The organism is Pantoea sp. 18069, assembly GCF_902706035.1.
Classification (GTDB): Bacteria; Pseudomonadota; Gammaproteobacteria; order Burkholderiales; family Burkholderiaceae_C; genus Comamonas.
Genome location: NZ_CACSJA010000007.1, coordinates 73515 through 93966 on the forward strand (window position 1 = coordinate 73515; position 20452 = coordinate 93966).

21 protein-coding genes and 1 pseudogene are annotated in these 20452 nt (G+C 66.5%); 12 read left to right on the forward strand and 10 right to left on the reverse strand.

All coding sequences use genetic code 11. From position 1 onward, the window contains the following. Positions 1–71 precede the first annotated feature (71 nt). From GVL12_RS07860 to GVL12_RS07880, 5 genes are all read left to right on the forward strand, one after another. Positions 72–1055 carry a tripartite tricarboxylate transporter substrate binding protein gene (locus GVL12_RS07860; protein WP_200843580.1) on the forward strand — a complete coding sequence of 328 codons (984 nt, stop codon included), beginning with the start codon at positions 72–74 and terminating at the stop codon, positions 1053–1055. Then, positions 1052–2032 carry an alpha/beta fold hydrolase gene (locus GVL12_RS07865; RefSeq protein WP_159912598.1) on the forward strand — a complete coding sequence of 327 codons (981 nt, stop codon included), beginning with the start codon at positions 1052–1054 and terminating at the stop codon, positions 2030–2032. The genes GVL12_RS07860 and GVL12_RS07865 overlap by 4 nt, the downstream gene beginning before the upstream one ends. 144 nt (positions 2033–2176) lie before the next feature. Continuing rightward, the gene (locus tag GVL12_RS07870; protein WP_159912600.1) at positions 2177–2839 is read left to right on the forward strand and encodes an NAD(P)H-binding protein; all 663 of its coding nucleotides are present in this window, start codon (positions 2177–2179) and stop codon (positions 2837–2839) included. A gap of 316 nt (positions 2840–3155) precedes the next feature. Further along, the gene (iscB, locus tag GVL12_RS07875; RefSeq protein ID WP_306770583.1) at positions 3156–4580 is read left to right on the forward strand and encodes an RNA-guided endonuclease IscB; all 1425 of its coding nucleotides are present in this window, start codon (positions 3156–3158) and stop codon (positions 4578–4580) included. A gap of 62 nt (positions 4581–4642) precedes the next feature. Beyond that, complete coding sequence (locus GVL12_RS07880) at positions 4643–5038, forward strand: GFA family protein (protein ID WP_159912604.1); 396 nt, start codon at positions 4643–4645, stop codon at positions 5036–5038. 40 nt (positions 5039–5078) lie between these two features. Here the strand turns inward: GVL12_RS07880 and GVL12_RS07885 are convergent. The 3 genes and pseudogenes from GVL12_RS07885 to GVL12_RS07895 all read right to left on the reverse strand — a co-directional run bounded on the left by GVL12_RS07885 (position 5079) and on the right by GVL12_RS07895 (position 6984). Continuing rightward, a pseudogene (locus tag GVL12_RS07885) lies at positions 5079–5614 on the reverse strand (flavin reductase family protein). 179 nt (positions 5615–5793) lie between these two features. After that, positions 5794–5967: a hypothetical protein gene (locus GVL12_RS07890; protein ID WP_159912606.1), complete on the reverse strand. Its 174-nt coding sequence runs from the start codon at positions 5965–5967 to the stop codon at positions 5794–5796. Between the two features lie 156 nt (positions 5968–6123). After that, the gene (locus GVL12_RS07895; protein WP_159912608.1) at positions 6124–6984 is read right to left on the reverse strand and encodes a LysR family transcriptional regulator; all 861 of its coding nucleotides are present in this window, start codon (positions 6982–6984) and stop codon (positions 6124–6126) included. A gap of 116 nt (positions 6985–7100) precedes the next feature. On the opposite strand from GVL12_RS07895, the gene GVL12_RS07900 reads away from it, so the two are divergent. From GVL12_RS07900 to GVL12_RS26255, 6 genes are all read left to right on the forward strand, one after another. Continuing rightward, positions 7101–7514, forward strand: a complete 414-nt coding sequence (locus GVL12_RS07900) for a VOC family protein (protein ID WP_159912610.1) — start codon at positions 7101–7103, stop codon at positions 7512–7514. After that, entirely contained in the window at positions 7511–8473 is a 963-nt protein-coding gene (locus GVL12_RS07905) for a glyoxylate/hydroxypyruvate reductase A (protein ID WP_159912612.1), read from the forward strand. Before GVL12_RS07900 ends, GVL12_RS07905 begins: the two co-directional genes overlap by 4 nt. 161 nt (positions 8474–8634) lie before the next feature. Next, positions 8635–9705, forward strand: coding sequence for an aromatic ring-hydroxylating dioxygenase subunit alpha (locus GVL12_RS07910; RefSeq protein WP_159912765.1), 1071 nt, complete (start codon positions 8635–8637; stop codon positions 9703–9705). After that, a complete protein-coding gene (locus GVL12_RS07915; RefSeq protein WP_159912614.1) occupies positions 9702–10667 on the forward strand; it encodes a PDR/VanB family oxidoreductase in 966 nt (321 codons plus the stop codon). The genes GVL12_RS07910 and GVL12_RS07915 overlap by 4 nt, the downstream gene beginning before the upstream one ends. Before the next feature lie 78 nt (positions 10668–10745). Further along, the gene (locus tag GVL12_RS07920; protein WP_159912616.1) at positions 10746–11216 is read left to right on the forward strand and encodes a MarR family winged helix-turn-helix transcriptional regulator; all 471 of its coding nucleotides are present in this window, start codon (positions 10746–10748) and stop codon (positions 11214–11216) included. A 243-nt stretch (positions 11217–11459) separates the two neighbouring features. Next, positions 11460–12131, forward strand: a complete 672-nt coding sequence (locus GVL12_RS26255) for a helix-turn-helix transcriptional regulator (RefSeq protein WP_200843583.1) — start codon at positions 11460–11462, stop codon at positions 12129–12131. A gap of 220 nt (positions 12132–12351) precedes the next feature. Here GVL12_RS26255 and eda read toward each other — a convergent pair whose 3' ends face one another. From eda to GVL12_RS07960, 7 genes are all read right to left on the reverse strand, one after another. Beyond that, a complete protein-coding gene (gene eda / locus GVL12_RS07930; RefSeq protein WP_200843595.1) occupies positions 12352–12981 on the reverse strand; it encodes a bifunctional 4-hydroxy-2-oxoglutarate aldolase/2-dehydro-3-deoxy-phosphogluconate aldolase in 630 nt (209 codons plus the stop codon). Positions 12982–12989: 8 nt separating this feature from the next. Continuing rightward, positions 12990–14798 carry a phosphogluconate dehydratase gene (gene edd / locus GVL12_RS07935; RefSeq protein WP_159912620.1) on the reverse strand — a complete coding sequence of 603 codons (1809 nt, stop codon included), beginning with the start codon at positions 14796–14798 and terminating at the stop codon, positions 12990–12992. A gap of 13 nt (positions 14799–14811) precedes the next feature. After that, entirely contained in the window at positions 14812–15582 is a 771-nt protein-coding gene (locus tag GVL12_RS07940) for an SDR family oxidoreductase (RefSeq protein WP_200843584.1), read from the reverse strand. Next, positions 15579–16586: a TRAP transporter substrate-binding protein gene (locus GVL12_RS07945; RefSeq protein ID WP_159912622.1), complete on the reverse strand. Its 1008-nt coding sequence runs from the start codon at positions 16584–16586 to the stop codon at positions 15579–15581. Before GVL12_RS07945 ends, GVL12_RS07940 begins: the two co-directional genes overlap by 4 nt. Positions 16587–16650: 64 nt before the next feature. Beyond that, on the reverse strand, positions 16651–17931 hold the full coding sequence (locus tag GVL12_RS07950; protein ID WP_159912625.1) for a TRAP transporter large permease: 1281 nt from the start codon (positions 17929–17931) through the stop codon (positions 16651–16653). An 11-nt stretch (positions 17932–17942) separates the two neighbouring features. Further along, positions 17943–18449: a TRAP transporter small permease gene (locus tag GVL12_RS07955; RefSeq protein WP_159912627.1), complete on the reverse strand. Its 507-nt coding sequence runs from the start codon at positions 18447–18449 to the stop codon at positions 17943–17945. Between the two features lie 28 nt (positions 18450–18477). Beyond that, a complete protein-coding gene (locus GVL12_RS07960) occupies positions 18478–18969 on the reverse strand; it encodes a gluconokinase (protein WP_159912629.1) in 492 nt (163 codons plus the stop codon). Between the two features lie 206 nt (positions 18970–19175). Between GVL12_RS07960 and GVL12_RS07965 the strand changes: the two genes are divergently transcribed. Then, a complete protein-coding gene (locus GVL12_RS07965) occupies positions 19176–20204 on the forward strand; it encodes a LacI family DNA-binding transcriptional regulator (protein ID WP_235033823.1) in 1029 nt (342 codons plus the stop codon). Positions 20205–20452 lie beyond the last annotated feature (248 nt).

A 20452-nucleotide genomic window follows, 5' to 3' on the forward strand; every position in this document is an offset into this window, starting at 1 on the left:
GGCAAATCATGATTGGACGCGTGCAGGGCCGCGCTTCTACAGTCACGCATCAATCAAGAATGGAGACAAGCATGGCCCTTTCCCGATTCCTGCGGCAGCTGTCCTGCGCCACCCTGACCGCGCTGGCCGCGCTGGCCGCCCTGCCCGTCGCCGCCCAGACGTTTCCCGCCAAGCCGATACGGCTGGTCGTGCCTTTCCCGCCCGGCGGCACGCCGGACATACTGAGCCGCATCATCGGCGAGCATGTGGGCAAGTCGCTGGGCCAGCCGGTGCTGGTCGAGAACCGCGCGGGCGCGGGCGGCAACATCGGTGCGCAGTCGACCGCCAAGTCGCCGGCCGACGGCTATACGCTGCTGGTCTGCGCGTTCAGCTGCGCGGTCTCGCCGTCGCTCTACACGCCCGCGCCCTTCGATCTGGCGCGTGACTTCGAGCCGGTGGCGCTGCTGGGCACCGTGCCCAGCGTGCTGGTGGTGCACCCCGGCGTTCCGGCCGGAAGCCTCAAGGAACTGATTGCCTACGCCAAGGCCCACCCCGGCAAGCTCAATGCGGCCTCGTCGGGCGTGGGCGGCTCGGCGCATCTGGCGCTGGTGCTGCTGCGCAACCGCGCCGACATCGAGATCGCCCATGTGCCGTACAAGGGCGCGGGCCAGGTCGCGGCCGACCTGCTTGGCGGCCAGGTCGACATGTACTTCGACAACCTGCCCGCGTCGCTGCAAAGCATTCGCGCGGGCAAGCTGCGCGCGCTGGCCGTGGCAAGCAAGGCGCGCGCCGCGGCCGTGCCCGACGTTGCCACGTTCAGCGAAGCCGGCCTGCCCGACTTCCTGATCACGCCCTGGTTCGGCGTGCTCGCGCCCGCCGGCACGCCCGCGGGCGCGGTCAACACCTTGAACCAGGCGATCAACCAGGCGCTGCAGGACCCCGCGCTGGGCAAGCGCCTCGAGGAACTGGGCCTGGTCGCCGCGCCCGGCACGCCCGCGGCGCTCAAGCGCTTTCTCGCCGCCGAGACCAGCGCCTGGGCCGACGTGATTCGCAAGAACGCGATCAAGCCCGAATGACGAACGACTTCGACACCCGCCCCGGCCGCGCGGGCCCGCTGTGCCTGCGCGACATGGGCGCTTTCCATGTCGGCGGCCAGGCGGTGCGCCTGCAAGGCCAGCCGGCGACACGCGCCGTGCTGGCCGCGGGCGGCGAGCCCGTGCTGCTCGACCCCAACGGCAGCTACTGGGTGGGCCAGATGTATGCCCAGTACTTCCTGCCCCAGGCGCCGGCGCAGTCCACGCCCTTGCAGCTGTGGCATGGCGGCGGGCTCACGGGCGCCTGCTGGGAAACGACGCCCGACGGCCGGCCCGGCTGGCTGCACTACTTCGTGCGCCGCGGCTGGGACACCTATCTGTGCGACGCCGCCGAGCGCGGGCGCGCGGGCTATGCGCCGCGCGAGCTCTGGGGCGCTCCGCTGTCGCAGACCGCCGAAGCCGTATTCGCGCGCTTTCGCCTCGGCCCGTCACTGGACGGCGTGGCGCTGGCCGACGCCGCGCAGCAGGCGTTTCCCGAAGGGCAGTTCCCCGCCGAAGCCTTCGAAGCGCTGGCGCGCCAGCTCGTGCCGCGCTGGGCGCATACCGATGCGGTGATTCTCGGCGCGTATGAAGCGCTGCTCGAACGCGTCGCGCCCAGCGTGGTGGTCTGCCATTCGCAAGGCGGCATGTTCGGCCTGACCATGGCCCAGCGCCGGCCCGACCGCGTGCGCGCCGTCGTCGCGCTCGAGCCCGCCGCCGTGCCGCCGCCTTCGGCGCAGGACGAAGCCTGCGCCGTGCCCACGCTGATCATCCTGGGCGACCGCATCGAAGGCGACGCGCGCTGGCCCGCGATGCGCAAGCGCATAGAGCAGTTCGCGCGGCGCCACGCTTGCGTGGAAATCCTCTCGCTGCCCGATCTGGGCATGCGCGGCAACTCGCATATGCTGATGATGGACCGCAACCACCTGGACATCGCCGACCTGGTGCATGGGTGGCTGGCGCGTGCGCTCAAGGATTGAAGGCAGCAGGCGCTGCGAGCAGGTATTCTGTACAGACCCATAGGGAATGGACCGACATAATGGCCCAATGCGCGCTGTTACCCCACCGCCCTGTCCTATCCTGCACATCGCGCTGCCGCCCGCCTGCAGCGCACGAAGGAATCCATGAAGCTTTTACTTGCAGGCGCGAGCGGCCTGGTCGGCAGCCATGTACTGCGTCTGGCGCTTGCCGACGAGCGCATCACCCAGGTGACCGCACCCGTGCGCCGCGCGCTGCCCCTGACCCACGCCAAGCTGCTGGCCCCCGTCGTCAACTACGACGCCCTGCCCGAAGGCGCCGCCTGGTGGCAGGCCGATGCCGTGGTCTGCACGCTGGGCACGACCATGAAGGCCGCGGGCTCCGAAGCCGCATTTCGACGCGTCGACCACGATTACCCGCTGGCCGTGGCGCGACTCGCGCGCGCGCAGGGCACGCCCACCTATGTGCTCAACTCCGCGGCCAGCGCCAGCGCGCAGTCGCGCTTTTTCTACAACCGCGTCAAAGGCGAACTCGAACAGGCGCTGGCTCAACTGGGCTTTGCTTCGCTCACCTATGCGCGCCCCGGCCTGATCGGCGGCGAACGCGGCGAACCACGTCCGGCCGAGCGCGCGGCGATCGTCGCGCTGTCCGCGCTCGGGCCCCTGCTGCCGCGGAGCTGGCGCCTGTATCCAGCGCAAAACATTGCACAGGCAATGCTCGCTGCCGCCCTGCTGGCCCAGCCCGGCGTGCATGTCATTCCCGCCGAAGCCGTCAATTACCCCGCCCTAAAAGACGGGGCTTGGAACTGAAAGGAATCAAGCCAGATTGACCAGGGAAAGCGGTACCCAACCCGCTGCGTCGATAACAGGTCGTTCAGACGCACCAGCGAATGCTTCCTCAGTTCGCTGCTCTGCAAGGTCCGGATCATGCAGGACAAAGGTAAAGGTCCGAAGGTCTGGATCGCAGCCCGCAAGGGCTGGAGCCGGTTGTCGACATTCCCGAGGGGAGCGGGTTCGTGAGAAATCACGCGCCCCGTCACCAGGCCCGTAAGGGCTGACTGCTGGAAAGACAGCCTGGCTGTACAGATTGCAGCGCTTATGATCAGGAGTCGATGTGGCGGTTTTTGTGTTGGACATCCATGGCAAGGCTTTGATGCCGTGCACCGAAAAGCGGGCCCGGCTGTTGCTGGACCGCGGCCGGGCGCGCGTGCATCGCCTCCTGCCTATGGTCGTCCGACTGGTCGACCGTCAGGCCGGCGACTGCGAATTCCAGCCTCTGCGTCTGAAAATCGACCCGGGGAGCAAGACTACGGGGCTCGCGCTGGTCCGCGAGGTGGCGGCAGTGGACGCTTTGACTGGCGAAGTCCAGCTGGGCGTAGCCGTGCTGAACCTGTTGGAGCTGGTCCACCGCGGCCGGCAGATTTCCGAGGCCATGACGGTGCGCCGTCAGATGCGCCGTCGACGTCGCAGCAATCTGCGCTATCGCGCTCCAAGATTTCTGAACCGGGGCGGCGACAAGACTGGCAGGCTCGCCCCATCGCTGCAGCACCGCGTGGACACTACCATGACCTGGGTTCGGCGCATCCAGCGCTGGGCACCCGTGCGTGCCATCAGCTCGGAGCTTGTGCGCTTCGACATGCAAGCGTTGCAAAATCCTGAGATCGATGGCATCGAATACCAGCAAGGCACGTTGTTCGGCTACGAGTTGCGCGAGTATCTGCTGGAAAAATGGGGCCGCCAGTGCGCCTACTGCGGCGCCAGGAATCTGCCCCTGCAGATCGAACACATCCGAGCCAGGGCCCATGGCGGCAGCAACCGCGCTTCCAACTTGACCCTGGCCTGCGCCTGCTGCAATCAGAAAAAAGCGGCGCGCAGCATCGAGGATTTTCTGTCCCAAGACCACAAGCGACTAAACGCCATTCTTGCGCAGGCCCAAAAGCCGCTGCGCGATGCGGCAGCCGTCAACGCCACGCGCTGGGCACTGGCAAACGCCTTGCAGGCTACGGGCCTGCCCGTGGAGCTGGCCTCGGGCGGGCGGACCAAATTCAACCGCAGTGCGCTGGGTGTGCCTAAAACCCATGCGCTGGACGCGGCCTGCGTGGGCCAGGTCCACTCCATTGAAAACTGGAATAGCCCGACCCTGGCCTTGAAGGCGATGGGCCGCGGCAGCTACCAACGCACGCGCCTGGATAAATTCGGTTTCCCCAGGGGTTACCTCATGCGCAGCAAGCGCGTCCACGACTTTGCCACGGGCGACATGGTGCGCGCGGATGTACCCAAAGGTCTCAAGGCCGGCGTCCACACGGGCCGCGTGGCGATTCGGGCAACGGGCAGGTTCAACATCCAATTGAACCAAGCTGGCGTTTCAGCGGTGGTGCAGGGAATCCACTACAGACACTGCCGTATCGTTCAAAGGAACGACGGGTATGGCTATTTTCTTAACCCGGCCAATCACACAAAACGTGATCAGGTAAGGCCAAAAGCATCGGATGCTTCGCATCCGGCGCTCTACCTCCCCGGCATGAATGCCGAGGTTTCACGCGCACTCTGATGAAAAACGCCCATGTCAGCCTGATGAGGCTGTCCTCTTACCGCGGAAAGCAGGGATAAACCATGGTTTTCCACGGAAGCTGCCTGTGTGCGGCGGTCAGTTACGAGCTGCTGTCTGTGCCAAAGGCCGTCAGCCATTGTCATTGCGGCCAGTGCCGCAAATCCCATGGGGCGGCATTCGCCACGTACGGCAGTGTTCCGCGCAGCGATCTTCGCATCCTGAGCGGGGCAGCGGCCATCAAGTCCTATGCTTCCTCGGAAACGGTGCTGCGCCAGTTCTGTTCGCACTGCGGCTCCACCTTGTTCTGGTCAAGATCCCAAGGCGAATACGCCCAGTGGATTTCGGTGGCGCTGGCCACTTTGGACACGCCTTTTGCACCGCGCCAGCAGAAACATGTGCACGCGGCCTCGAAAGCGAGCTGGTATGAAATTCCGCCATCCTGCTCCTCGTTCGAATGACCGCTTTGGATGCCGCCACGCACGCTGAAGCATACGGGCCTCAGCCGACCTTGGTAAACAAGGCCTTGCGGCTGATGGTTTTTCCGGACAGCATGAAGACGCCATCGCCGGTGTAATGCAGGGTCTGCGGGTGCCTGGGCAAGCGTGCCACATGCGCCTTCACGACTTTGAAGATGAAGAAGTCGTAGCGCTCGACCAGCGCGTCATCGACCAGCTTGCACTCGAAACTGGCATGGCATTCGCGGATCAGGGGCGCGCCGACCTGGTGCGCAGGCTCGGCCGTGAGGCCAAACGCTTGAAACTTGTCGATCTCGGCGCCCGAAGTGTTGCCTATCTTCGCCACGACATCGGTCAGCGCGGTGGTCGGCAAATTGATCACGCATTCGCCGCTTTGTCGCACCAGCTCGAAGCTGTGGTTCGCACTTGAAATCACGCAGCCGACCAGGGACGGCGTGAACTCCATGACCGTATGCCATCGGTCTGGTCGCGCCACCTGGAAGACACCAGAACCACGGGCCCGGGCTCGAGGAAACGCCGGATCTGCTCGACCGGGAAATCCTGCTTTTTTGCAGCCATCGACGGGTACTCCAGGCGTCGTTCTCAGCGCTGCTGCTCGCTGGGTGGAGGCACTGCTTCAGGGTCTTGCGGGATCTCTTTTTCTTGCTCCGGAGAAAGCGGCGGGCCGCCCTCCATCGGTTCTTCGGGCACTGGGGGCGGCAGGCAGGCCAGACGCATAAAGGTTTCCTTGGGATGGCTCAGGTGTGCTGGGGAGCCTGCTCAGGCGGCACTTCGAGCGGCGGCGTACCCAGCGGCGGGTCGGTAGGGACCGGAATCTCGGGAGGCAAGGCGGGCTGCTGCGGCTTGGCGGGCTCATCGGGCTGCGGGCGGATGGCAGGACGGTTCGGAATGGTTTGTGCGGTGATCTCCATGGTGTGGAATCCTTTCGCGTCCAAGTTTCGGCAGCCTTTCGCCTGGCGCACGTAAGCATTCATGCCGCTTACGCCTTGCAAACCGCGCCTGCCAGGATTAAAAACCCCATGCGCCCGGCCCGCGGATACGCAATTGCCTGAAGGCGCGCAAGCGCCTCAGCCCTCGCCCAGCACGCCCTCCAACACCTCGAGCATCTCCCCACAATCCGCTTCCACGGCCCTGACCATCACCATCTGCCGCGCATAAGCCGCTCCCGCAATCGGAATGCTCAGGCAGTCGCCGGCAAAGCGCTCTATGCCCATCCATTGCGGCACCAGACTGACGCCCATGCCGTCGGCCACCAGCAGCGCAATGGCTTCGAGCGCATCGAGATCGCAAAGCACCGTGGGCGCGATGGCCTGGTCGGCGAGCCAGGCCGTGGCATGGCGCCCGCCCCAGGCATTCGGGTCATAGCGGATATAGGGCAGATCGCGCAGCAGCGCCGCAGGATTGGCATTCGCGCCCGCAGGCGCAAGCAGCACCAGCGGTTCCTGCCTGAGGTGCACGGCGCGCAGCGTCCTGGGCAGCGCGAAAGGCGGCTCGACGATCAGCGCCGCATCGATCTCGCCGGCCTGCAGCATCTTGAACAGCCCGCGCGAGGTGCCGGGCACGATGACCGCCTTGGCTTGGGGCGCGGCCTGATTGAAGCCGCGCAGGGCACGCAGCAGCATTCCCGTGAGCGCGGTAGAGACCGCGCCAATGCGCAGGCTGCCGCGCAGGCCGTCGACGCTGGCGTCGCTGTGCAGCAGCGCGGCTTCGCGCACCAGCCGGCGCGCGCGCGGCAGCAGCAGCGTGCAGGCCTGCGTGGGCTGGGCGCTATGGCCCGTGCGCGAGAGCAGCGCAAAGCCCAGTTCGCGCTCGAGCACCTGTACGCGCTGGCCGATGGCGGCCGCCGTGAGGTGTTCGGTGCGCGCCGCCTCGGCGATCGAGCCGCTGTCGACGACGGCGATCAGGCTTTTCAGATAACGAATCTCCAAAAGAAATCCTTTTGCATGAGAAAACAATATTGGCTATATCTTTTGAAGTATGCCCGTTAAGCTCGCCTGCATATCCATTCCGCCTGCGCGGAGCCCACGAACAGACTGCTTTTTCCATGCGTACCTGCTTTCATCTCGCCTACCACGTCCGTGACCTCGACCAGGCCCGCGCCTTCTACGGCGGCATGCTCGGCTGCCAGGAAGGCCGCAGCACCGATACCTGGGTCGATTTCGACTTCTTCGGCCACCAGATCTCGCTGCACCTGGGCGAGCCTTTTCCCGTGACCAACACCGGCCGCGTCGGCGAGCACATGGTGCCCATGCCGCACCTGGGGCTGGTGATGGCCATGGACGACTGGCAGGCGCTTGCCGCGCGCCTGACGGCGCAGCAGATGGCGTTCGTGCTCAAGCCCCACATCCGCTTCGAGGGCGAGCCCGGCGAGCAGGCGACGATGTTCTTTCTCGACCCCTGCGGCAACCCCATCGAGGTCAAGGGCTTCAGAGACCTCGACAAGGTCTACGCGCAATGAACCGGCAGCTGCCCCTGGCCCCCGTCATCCCGTTTGTCTGTGCGCCCGGCTATCCGTTTGCCGCGCAGTGGCAGGCAGCGCTGCAGGCCGCGATGCCGCACGAACGCGTGGTGGCGCTCGATACGCTCGACGCCGACGCGCGCGCGGCCTGCGACTTCGCCATTGTTGCCAACCCCGACACGCGTGACCTGGCGACGCTGCCCCGGCTCAAATGGGTGCACAGCGTCTGGGCCGGCGTGGAGCGGCTGGTCGAGGACTTGCAGCACAGCCCTCTCGAGATCGTGCGCCTGGTGGACCCGCAGCTCGCCGACACCATGGCCGAAGCCGTGCTGGCCTGGACGCTGTACCTGCACCGCGACATGCCACGCTACGCCCGCCAGCAGGCCCAGGGCCAGTGGCTGGCCCACGACTATGTGCCGCCGCAGGAAAAGACCGTCGCGCTGCTGGGCCTGGGAGAGCTGGGCATGGCCAGCGCCGCCAAGCTGCTGGCCGCGGGCTTTCGCGTCGCGGGCTGGAGCCGCAGCCGCAAGGCCGTGCCCGGCGTGCAATGCCACGCGGGTGAGGACGAACTGGCCGCCATGCTCGCCAGCGCCGACATCCTGGTCTGCCTGCTGCCGCTGACGCCCCAGACCCAGGGAATGCTCAACGCCACAACGCTGGCGCTGCTGCGCCCCGGTGCATCGCTGATCAACTTCGCGCGCGGCGCGATTGTCGATGACGAGGCCTTGCGCGCGGCACTGGACGCGCAGCGCCTGGCACACGCCGTGCTCGATGTGTTCCGCGAAGAGCCCCTGCCCGCGCCGCAATGGCAGTGGCAGCACCCGCGCGTGACGGTCTTGCCGCATATCTCGGCGCCGACCCACCGCGGCACGGCCTCGGCGATTGTCGCGGCCAATGTGCGCTACTACCGCGAGACCGGCGCCATGCCGGCGCTGGTCGACAAGCAGCGCCGCTACTGATCCAACGCAGGGGTTCACGCCCTTGCTTTATTTCCGCGTCCATTGTCAATAGGTGAAAGAAGCTAGCTTCAGCGGGTCGCCTTACGCCGCATGATTCAGTACACTGAATCACATTGAGCACACTGAACAACTATTACCCCCACGACTTCAGGAGACCTTCGATGTTCCCCAAGAATGCTTGGTATGTGGCCTGCATGCCCGACGAAATCGACGCCGCGCCGCTGTCCCGCAAGATATGCAACGAGACCATCGTGCTGTATCGCAACGGCGAGCAGCAGGCCGTTGCGCTCGAAGACTTCTGCCCGCACCGCGGCGCGCCGCTGTCGCTGGGCAAGGTGGTCGACGGCAAGCTGGTCTGCGGCTACCACGGGCTGGAGATGGGCTGCGACGGCAAAACGGTGTCCATGCCGGGCCAGCGCGTGCGCGGCTTTCCGCCGATCCGCGCCTACCCGGTGATCGAACGCCACGGCTTCGTCTGGATCTGGCCGGGCACGGGCGCGCCTACCGCGCTGCCCGCGCTTGCCTGGGCCGACAACCCCGAGTGGGCCTATGGCGGCGGCCTGTTCCACATCCAGTGCGACTACCGGCTGATGGTGGACAACCTCATGGACCTGACCCATGAGACCTATGTGCACGCCAGCAGCATAGGCCAGAAGGAAATCGACGAGGCGCCGGTCACGACCCGGGTGAACGGCGACGAAGTCATCACCAGCCGCTACATGGAAAACGTCAACGCGCCGCCGTTCTGGCGCATGGCGCTGCGCGGCAATGGCCTGCCCGACGACCAGCGCGTCGATCGCTGGCAGGTCTGCCACTTCACGCCGCCAAGCAATGTGCTGATCGAAGTCGGCGTGGCGCTGGCGGGCAACGGCGGCCAGGACGCACCCGCACAGCTCAAGGCGTCGAGCATCGTCGTCGACTTCATCACGCCCGAAACCGAGACGTCCATCCACTACTTCTGGGGCATGGCGCGCAACTTCAGGCCCGACGACCAGGCGCTCACGGCCAGCATCCGCGAAGGCCAGGGCAGGATTTTTTCCGAAGACCTCGAAATGCTGGAGCGCCAGCAGCGCAACCTGCTGGCCCACCCCGAGCGCAAGCTGCTGATGCTCAATATCGATGCGGGCGGCGTGCAGTCGCGGCGCGTCATCGACCGGCTCCTGCTGGCCGAGCGTGCGGCGGCCGAGGGCGCGGCGGCCGATGCCGCGGCGGCCGAGGGCGTCACGGCATGAACGCAGCCACACTGCAGGTGCGCGTGGCGCACAAAAGCGCCGAGACGCCCGACATCAGCCGCTTCGAGCTGGTCGCCGCCGGCGGCCAGGCCCTGCCCGCGTTTACTGCGGGCGCGCATATCGACGTGCATCTGCCCGGCGGCCTGGTGCGCCAGTATTCGCTGAGCAACGATCCGCGCGAAACCCAGCGCTATGTACTGGGCGTGCTGCGCGACGCGGCCTCGCGCGGCGGCTCGCAGGCCATGCACGATGCGGTGCACGAAGGCAGCGTGCTGCAGATCAGCGCGCCGAAGAACCATTTCGCGCTCGCCGAACAGGCCACCGAGCACCTGCTGTTCGCTGGCGGCATAGGCATCACGCCTATCCTGAGCATGGCGCGGCAGCTGCAGGCCGCGGCCACGCCGTTTCGCCTGCTCTATTGCACGCGCTCCGAGGCCGCGACGGCGTTTCGCGCTGAACTCGCGGCAACGGCGCTGCAGCCGCATGTGACGCACCACTTCAGCAGCAACGCAGCGGCGCCCGCGCTGGATCTCGCGGCAGCGCTGGGCGCGCCGCGCGAGGGCCTGCACCTGAGCGTCTGCGGGCCCAAGGGCTTCATCGACTGGGTGCTGTCGACCGCGCGCACGCTGGGCTGGCCCGAAGCCCGGCTGCACTGTGAATTCTTCGCCGGTGAGGCCGTGGACCTGAGCGCCGCGGGCAGCTTCCAGGTGAAGATCGCCAGCAGCGGCCGGTGCATTTCCATTCCCAGGGACCAGACCATCGTCCAGGCCCTGGCACTTGGCGGCATAGAGATCCAGACCTCGTGCGAGCAAGGCGTCTGCGGCACCTGCCTCACGCGCGTGCTTGCCGGCCGGCCCGAGCACAAGGACATGTACCTGACCGAAGACGAGCAGGCGCGCAACGACCAATTCCTGCCCTGCTGCTCGCGTTCGCTGTCGCCCGAGCTGGTGCTGGATCTGTAGCCCATGAAGGCGCCGGGCGCTGCAATCGCGTGAATAATCAGTGCTTTCCCACCGGGGTGCCCGCCCCCGTTCACCGCCATGCAAAGACCCGATCCGACCGCCATCGACCTTCACGACCAGCCCGGCCACCTGATCCGGCGCGCGCATCAGATTTCGGTGTCGGTCTTTCTGGGCATATTGGGGCGCGACGTCACGCCCATCCAGTACGCGGCGCTCAAATGCCTGGAAAGCCGGCCCGGCATCGACCAGGTGACGCTGGCCCAGGAAGTCGCGCTCGACACCTCGACCACCGCGTCCGTCGCCGTGCGTCTGGAGGCCAAGGGCTGGATAGTGCGCGAGCGCGTGGCGCGCGGGCAGCGCAGCCTGCGGCTGAGCGACGCGGGCTGCGAACTGCTGAACGCGCTTGACGCCAGGATGCCGGCGATGCAGCAGACGCTGCTCGAAGGTTTCTCCACAGCGGACCGAGAGCATTTCCTGCGGCTGCTGCAGCAGTTCGTCGACATGAACAACGAAAAGAGCCGCGCGCCGCTGCGTTCTGGCGCAGACTAGCGCCGCGTCTTAGCGCGGGGCTGCGACTCCCTTGCTTTGCGCTGCAGATTCACTCCCATATTATTCATAGAGTTTTCAATTTTCACTTGATTTCAATATTTATGAATAAATTATATGAAAATGCAGTGCGCCAACCGCATCAGTACAGGATGGCCGCAAAGTTCGCATTCATCGCATCCCCGACTCCAGATTTCAAAATTATTCACAAAGTTTGGTTTTTTTGCATTTTGCTATCATCTATGAATGCCGCGTCAAAATACTGCCCCTACCGAATTTCCGCAGGCTGTTCTTCAGCAGATAGAGCAGCTCGGGCAAAACATCGCCATCGCGCGCAAGCGGCGCGCTGAGTCACAAGCGCAGTGGGCCAGGAAGCTGGGCGTTTCACAGCCCACCATGGCGCGCATCGAGCGCGGCGATCCGGCGGTGTCCATGGCGTCCTATGTCATGTGCATGTGGTTGATTAACCAGGCGCAGGGCTTGGCGGATTTGATTGCTCCGCTGGCCGACCATGCCGCGCTGGAGAAGGAAGTGGCCAAAGTCCGCGCCCGGCGCCAGCCGCCCCGAAAGACGGGTGCACCCCGGTCTTCGGCCGCCGCTGCGGAAGCGGCAACGCATGCGGATGGCAACGGCCCTGCGCCTGCGCGCCTTGGCACGGCTCCATCGGCTGTCCACTTGCAGCCTCGGCCTGGAGCCGGCCGCACCTCGGCAGTTGCCAAAGGACTCTGGTCACTGCTCACCGAGAACGGCACAAAAAACGCGCCGCACAGCGCGATGAAAGCACCTGACCTTGCCGGTCATGGGCTGTATCCATCCGCAGACATGCTGAAGTCCCGGCGGGTCGCCAGCAGCCGTATGGCGGCGGACTTGGCATCCGAGCCCATGCGGCTGAAGTCTGAAGACGATGGAAATGACTGAAATGCACATCGGCGCCCACAGCTACCTCCCTCAGGACCGCCTTCACATCTGATCAACCCAGGCGCCCCGACCAGGGCGTGTCACCGGCCGACATGGAATTGCTGGCCGCGAGCATAGACCGCGACGCACTCAAGGCGCAAAGGCAGGCGTTTGTCTAGCTCCACACGGCCCTTCGCCCCTTCGAAAAGCTCTGGGCGAGGGCGAACGGCCTGGCTGCGCATCAAGCCCGTTTGATCTGGCTCGCTTCTAGCGCGAGTGCCGTGATCCGCTCCCAGTCGCCCTGTGCCAGCGCGTCGGCAGGCACCAGCCACGAGCCGCCGACACAGGCCACATTGGCCAGTGCGAGAAACTCGCCGGCATTGCCCGGCTGTATGCCGCCCGTGGGGCAGAACAGCACATCGCCGAACGGGCCTGCCCAAGCCTTGAGCATGGCGCTGCCGCCCGACTGCAGCGCCGGGAAGAATTTGAGCGCGTCAAAGCCATCGGCCTGCGCGGCCATGATTTCGCTGGCCGTGGCCACGCCGGGCAGCAGTGCCAGGCCCTGGGCCCGGCAGGCGTCGCCCACGGCCGAGGTATAGCCCGGGCTCACGGCAAAGCGGGCGCCGGCGCGCGCGGCCGCGGCTGCGTCGGCCGCGCTGCGCACCGTGCCTGCGCCAACGACGGCTTCGGGCACGTCGCGCGCGATGGCTTCTATGCAGGCCAGCGCCTGCGGCGTGCGCAGCGTGACTTCGAGCATTCGTATGCCGCCCGCGACCAGCGCGCGCGCCATGGGCACGGCATGTTCGATTGCATGCAGCACGATGACCGGAATCACCGGCGCGTCGCGCATCACGTCGCGTGCGCTCAATATTGTTGTGTCTACAGCCACGAGCAGGCTCCTTCTTCCGCGCTGAGCGCATTGCGCCGGAAACCGGCAAACAGTTCACGGCCAAAGCCGAAGGTGTTGTCCACGGCCTGGGCGGCCGGGATCTGCGCGGGCGTGCGCGCCTGCCATTCGGCGGCGTCGACCAGCACGTCGAGCGTGCCGGCCACGGCGTCGAGCCGCACGACGTCACCGTCCTGCACGCGCGACAGCGGCCCGCCCGCGCAGGCTTCGGGCGAGACATGGATGGCGGCCGGCACCTTGCCCGATGCACCGCTCATGCGGCCATCGGTCACCAGCGCCACCTTGAAGCCCTTGCCCTGCAGCACCGCCAGCGGCGGCGTGAGCTTGTGCAGCTCGGGCATGCCATTGGCCTGCGGGCCCTGCCAGCGCACCACGCAGACCACGTCGCGGTCGAGCTCGCCGGCCTGGAAAGCGTCCTGCAATTCAGCCTGCGAGCCGAACACGCGCGCCGGCGCCTCGACCACATGCAGCGCTTCGGGCACGGCCGAGACCTTGATCACGCTGCGCCCCAGGTTGCCGTGCAGCAGCTTGAGCCCGCCCGTGGCGCTGAACGGCGCACTCGCCGGGCGCAGCACGCTGTCGTCCAGGCTCTCTGCGATCTCGGCCCAGTGCAGCCGGTGGTCGGCGTCGCCCATGGGCAGGCGTGTGAACTCGCGTATGCCGCCCGCGCGCACGGTGAGCACGTCTTCATGCATCAGCCCTGCATCGAGCAGCTCGCGCAGCACATAGCCGGGGCCGCCCGCGGCCTGGAAGTGGTTCACGTCGGCGCTGCCGTTCGGGTAGACGCGCGCCAGCAGCGGCACTACGGCCGACAGCTCGGAGAAATCGTTCCAGTCGATGGTGATGCCGGCCGCGCGCGCCACCGCCACCCAATGGATCAGGTGGTTGGTCGAGCCGCCCGTGGCCAGCAGCGCGACCATGGCATTGACGATGCAGCGTTCGTCGACGACTTCGCCAATCGGAGTGCAGCCCGGCTGCAGCAGCGTGCGCGCGGCTTCGCGCGTGAGCTCCTGGCGCAGCGCCTGGCCGGGGTTGACGAAGGCGGTGCCCGGCACATGCAGGCCCATGGCCTCGAGCAGCATCTGGTTGCTGTTGGCCGTGCCGTAGAACGTGCAGGTGCCTTCGCCATGGTAGGCCGCGGATTCGGCGGCCAGCAGCTCGGCGCGGCCGACCAGGCCCTGGGCCGCCTGCTCGCGCACCTTGGCCTTGGCGTTGTTCGACAGGCCCGAGGTCATGGGCCCCGCGGGCACGAACACCGTGGGCAGATGGCCGAACTGCAGCGCGCCGATCAGCAGGCCGGGAACGATCTTGTCGCACACCCCCAGCAGCAGCGCCGCGTCGAACACATCGTGGCTCAGCGACACCGCCGTGGCCATGGCGATCACGTCGCGGCTGAACAGGCTCAGCTCCATGCCGGGCGTGCCCTGGGTCACGCCGTCGCACATGGCGGGCACGCCGCCCGCGACCTGGGCCGTCGCGCCATTTTTGCGCGCTTCGTCCTTGATCAGATCGGGGTAGTGCTGCAGCGGCGCATGGGCCGACAGCACGTCGTTATAGGCCGTGACGATGGCTATGTTGGGCGCGCGCTCGGCGACGATGCGCAGCTTGTCGTTGCCGGGCAGGCCGGCGAAAGCATGCGCGACGTTGGCGCAGCCCAGGCGCTGGGCGCCGGGTGGGCGCTGGGCCAGGGCCTGCAGGCGCTGCAGATAGGCGCCGCGCTCGGGCGCGCTGCGCTCGCGGATGCGGCGCGTGACCGCTTCGACGGTGGCGTTCAATGTCATGCGGAAAGTTCTCTCAAAGGAACATGCGGTTCCAGGTGGGGCTGATCAGTATTTCGTTCACGCACACATGTGCGGGCATATTGGCGACAAAGGCAATGGTCTGGCCCAGGTCTTCGGGCTGGAGCATGCGCGCCATGTCGTCGTCGGACGGCGGCACGGGCCGCTGCTTGAGAATGGGCGTCGCCACTTCGGCGGGCAGCAGGCAGCAGGCGCGCAGGCCGTGGCGGAACTCCTCGATGTTGAATTCGTGCGTCAGCGCGGCCACGGCCGACTTGCTGGCGGTATAGGCCGCGCCCGGCATGGCCGCGGTGAAGCGCCCGGCCCAGGAGGCGACGTTGATGATGGCGCCGCCGCCGGCCGCGCGCATGAAAGGCAGCACGGCGCGCATGGTGTGCACCGTGCCCTTGAGGTTGATGTCGAGCACGCGCTCCCAGTCGGCGGCGCTGCAGTCGGCCCAGCTGCGGCGCTGGACGTTGATGCCCGCGGCGTTGACCAGCAGATCGATGCGGCCGTGGCGTTCGGCGATGCGCGTGGCAGCGGCCTCGGCCGCGCCCGCGTCGACGACATCCAGCGCCAGGGCCTCGGCGCTGCCGCCGCCGTCAGTGATGGCCGCGCAGGCGCCGGCCAGCATGTCCTCACGCCGGCCCGACAGCACCACATGCCAGCCGCCTTCGGCCAGGGCACGGGCCCCTGCCAGGCCTATGCCCGTGCCCGCGCCCGTCACCCAGGCCACGCGCCGCGTGGCGGCGCCCCGGGTTCCGGTCGAAGCTGCGGCCATGCTCATTTCGCGGCGCGGATCTTGACGAGCTCGTCCTGCGTCTGCTTCCACAGGTCCAGGCCCACATTGGAAGCCACCGTGGCATTGACCTGGGTCAGCTTGTCGCGCATGCGCCCGGCTTCGGCTGCGGACAGTTCATTGACCTGCATGCCCTTGGCCTTGAGGTCGGCCAGCGCCTTGGTGGCTTCGTCACGCGTGTCCTTGCGCTCGAAATCACGGGCTGTCTTCGCGGCGTCCAGCAGCACCTTTTGCTCATCCTTGCTCAGGCCGTCCCACCACTTCTTGCTCACCGACACCATCCAGGGGCTGTAGACGTGGTTGGTGATGGTCAGGTACTTCTGCACTTCATAGAACTTGCTCGACACCACGGTGTTGAACGGGTTCTCCTGGCCGTCGACGGCCTTGGTTTCAAGCGCGGTGAACAGCTCGGAGAACGGCAGCGGCACGGCATTCGCGCCCAGGGCCTTGAAGCTGTCGAGGAAGACATTGTTCTGCATCACGCGCAGCTTGATGCCGTTCATGTCTTCGAGCTTGGTGACCGGGTGCTTGTTGTTGGTCAGGTTGCGAAAACCGTTTTCCCAGTACACCAGGCCGACGATGCCCTTGGGCTCCAGCGTGGCGCGCACCTTGTCGCCCACGGGGCCGTCGAGCAGCGCGTCGGCTTCACGGGTGTTGTTGATCAGGAAAGGCGTGTCCCACAGCGCCATCTGCGGCGCGATGCCGACCAGCGTGGCCGTGGAGCCGACCATCATTTCCTGGGCGCCGCCGATCAGCGCCTGCTGCATCTGCGTGTCCGAGCCCAGCGAGGCGTTGCCGATGGCGCGCACCCTCATCTTGCCGCCCGTGGCCTTCTCGACCTCCTTGGCGAACAGGCGCACGGCGCGGCCCTGGTTGGAGTCATCGACCAGGCCGTAGCCGAAGCGCACGATGCGCGGCTTGAAGTCCTGGGCCTGAACGGTGCCGGCCGCCATCAATACGGCCAGTGCGCCGAGGGCAAATTTGATTCGCATGTCTGTCTCCTGGTTGATACAAGGGGCACCCTGCCCCCGGTTTTGAAAAACTGTTCTGCCTTGTTCAATGCATCCAGCGCAGCGGCGCGAGCACGATCTGCGGGAAGATCACCAGCAGCACGGCCAGCAGCACATAGGCCAGCAGGAACGGCGTCGTGCCCTTGATCACGGTCTCCATGCGCAGCTTGCCCACGCCCGCGACCACGTTCTGCACCGTTCCCACGGGCGGGGTGATCAGGCCGATACAGCCCACATAGATGAACATGAAGCCGAAGTACACCGGGTCGATGCCGGCCTTGACCGCCAGCGGCGCGCACACCGGGCCGAAGATCAGGATGGTGGGCGTGAGATCCATCGCCGTGCCCACGACCAGCAGGAACAGCATCATCGTGGCCATGAACAGCATGGGGTTGCCCAGCAGGCCGGAGAAACTCTCGGCCAGCATGTTGGGCAGGTCGGCCAGCGTGATCATGTAGGCCGTCACCGTGGCGGCGCCGCACAGGAACATCACCACCGCCGTGGTCTTGGCCGCGGCCAGGAACACTTCGTAGAGCCGGCTCCAGCTCATCTCGCGGTAGATCACCATGGACACGAACAGCGCATAGACCGCGGCCACCACGGCCGCTTCGGTGGGCGTGAACACCCCGCCCTTCAAGCCGCCCAGGATGATGACCGGCATCATCATGGCCCAGAAACTCTTGCCCAGCGTCCTGAACCGCGTGCCCCAGGGCATGCGCTCGCCGCCGCCCAGCTGGAACTTGCGTGCAATCGTCCACCAGGCGACGACCAGAAAGCACCCCATGATCAGCCCGGGCACGATGCCCGAGAGGAACAGCTTGCTGATCGAGGTATTGGTCGTCACGCCATAGATCACGAAAGGCATGGACGGCGGAATGATGGGCGCGATGATGCCGCCCGAAGCCAGCAGCCCGGAGCTGTAGCTGTCGGGGTACTTCTGGTCGCGCATCATGGGCAGCAAGATGGTGGCCAGCGCCGCGGTGTCGGCAATCGCCGAGCCGCTCATCGAGGCCAGCAGCACGGCCGCGCCAATGGTCACGAAGCCCAGGCCGCCGCGGATATGGCCGACAAACGCGCTCGCCAGGTCGATGATGCGCCGCGACAGTCCGCCGGCGTTCATTAGCTCACCGGCCAGAATGAAGAACGGCACGGCCAGCAGAGGGAAGTTGTCGAAGCCCGCCTGCAGGTTCTGCGCCAGCAGCTGGGTGTCGAAGAAGTCGAGGTGCCACATCAGCGCCACCCCGGTGAGCACCAGCGAATGCGCGATCGGCATGCCGATCACCATGCCGCCGATCAGCACGAACAGGAAAATGAAGGTCACAACCATTTGCGTGCTCCTTATTCGATATCCAGGACGGAGCCGTCATGCGAGGGCCGGGGCGCACCGCGGCGCATGTCGCGCAACGCCACCACCAGCATGCCCACGGCCAGCACCAGGGTCGCCGCAGCGCCCAGCGCCAGCGGGTAACCCATCACCGTGCTGTAGCTGGCAAGGCCGGCCTGCACCTGGGCCCACGAGCCCCACAGCAGCATCAGCATGCACATCACGACCAGCGCCTGGGTCAGCCAGAACAGCAGCGTGCGCACGCGTGGACTCACGCGCGAAGTCACCATGTCGAAGCCAAGATGGCTGCACTCGAACGCCGCCACGATGGAGCCGACGGCGACCAGCCAGACAAACAGCAGGCGCGAAATTTCCTCGTACGAGACGATGCTGGTGTTGAACACATAGCGCAGCACGACGTTGACGAATACCGCGACCACCATGCCGGCCAAGGCCAGCACCATGAACAACTCGGCCAGACGCTGCAGGCGCGGCTTGGGCTTGGGGGTTTCTGAACGCATGGATGATTCTTTCTCAGAGATAAACAGGTCAGGACTGGACCGGCGCCAGCCAGTCGTTCACGCGGCGCACGATCTCCGGCAGCACCAGCGTGGCGTCGATGCCGAACACGGCGGCTTCGCTGTCGGGGCGCTCGAGCGTGGCGAACTGGTTGGCCACCAGATCGGGCGAGAAGAAGTGACCGGGCCGCGCCTGCACGCGCTGCAAGGCCGTGGCGTAGTCCAGGTCAAGAAACACAAAGCCCAGCGCGCCCGCCGGCTGCGCCAGGCGCAGGCGATCGCGGTACTTGCGCTTCAGGGCCGAGCAGGTGAGCACGATGCCGGAGCCGGCCCGGGCCGTGGCCAGGATGTCCGACAGATGCGCCAGCCAGCTGCCGCGGTCCTCATCGGTCAGGGCAATGCCGGCCTGCATCTTGCGCACGCTCTCGGCAGAGTGGTAGGCGTCGCCTTCATGCAGCGTCCAGCCCAGCGATGCGGCCAGCATCTGTGCCACGCTGGACTTGCCGCAGCCAGACACCCCCATGACCACCAGGGCCTGGGGCTTGGGCGGTTCCGCTGTAGAGATTGAGGCTTGGATAGCGCTATCCGTGTTGGTCATAAAAAAACGAGGTCATGATTCCTCGTACTGAAAAATTTGCGATGGATTATCGCGGGAAAATAGCGATGTTTTCACGCTCGGATAGCGCTATCATAGATTTTTCGTTTCTCCCCAGAAATCAGGACAAACCCTTGACCGAAGCCCCGCGCCGCGCGCGCCGCTCCAGCGGCCGCACCACACTCGCCGACGTTGCCCAGCTCGCGGGCGTCAGCCCCATCACGGTCTCCCGGGCCCTGCGCGGCGAGCGCGGCGTCGACCCGGTCCTGGTGCAGAAAGTGCAGCAGGCGGTGGCCCAACTGGGCTATGTGCCCGACCCCGCGGCGCGCGCGCTGGCCTCGCAGAAAAGCACCCAGGTGCTGGTGCTCGTGCCGCTGCTGTCCAACACCTTGTTCGTAGACCTGCTCGAGGCCGTGCACCGCACGCTGTTTCCCGAAGGCTTCCAGCCGCTGATCGGCGTGACCCACTACGACAGCGCCGAGGAAGAGCTGCTGCTGCGCACCTACCTGCCCCACCGCCCCGCGGGCCTGCTGGTCACGGGCTTCGACCGCAGCGAGACCGCACGCCAGCTCATCGCCCACAGCGGCGTGCCCTGCGTGCACCTGATGGAAACCAGCAGCGCGCCGGGCGTGGCCTGCGTAGGGTTCTCGCAGACAGATGCCGGCGCGGCCATCACCCAGCACCTGCTTGACCGTGGCCGGCGGCGCATCGCGTTTTGCGGCGCGCAGCTCGACCCGCGCGTGCTGCAGCGCGCCGAAGGCTACCGCCGCTGCCTGCGCGAAGCAGGCCTCTATGACCCGCGGCTGGAAATGCTCAGCCCCGAACGCTCGTCGATCGCGCTGGGCGCGCGGCTGTTCGAGGAAATGCTCCAGCGCATGCCCGACATCGATGCAATCTTCTTTTGCAACGACGACATCGCCCAGGGCGGCCTGCTTGCCGCCCACCGCCTGGGCGTTCAGGTGCCCGCGCGCATCGCCATGGCCGGCTTCAACGACCTCGCGGGCAGCGACCAGATGGTGCCCGCGCTCACCACCGTGCGCACCCCGCGCAGCGAAGTCGGCCGCGAAGGCGCAAGCATGCTGCTGGGCATGATGCGCGGCTCGCAGGCCGCGACGGGCTGCGTTCAGCTGGGTTATGAACTCGTGGTGCGGGAAAGCACCTGAGCCCCCCCCCCGGGGCGTGCCAGTCCGGTCGCGCGGCGCCCCGCAAACCTGCATTCTGGATGATGCCTGCCGGACCACCCTGGTGCTGCAGCGTTTGCAAGGGGGAAGCGGCCGGGTCTGTTTTCTTTGGAACGCAAACACGTTCTTGTCGCTGGCAGCGCAGCCTCGCGCAAAGACACCCGGTGCATTCACCGTAGACAGCTACAAGCCGCCCCATTGCTCAGGCGCGGCGCACGGGCTCGCGCGCG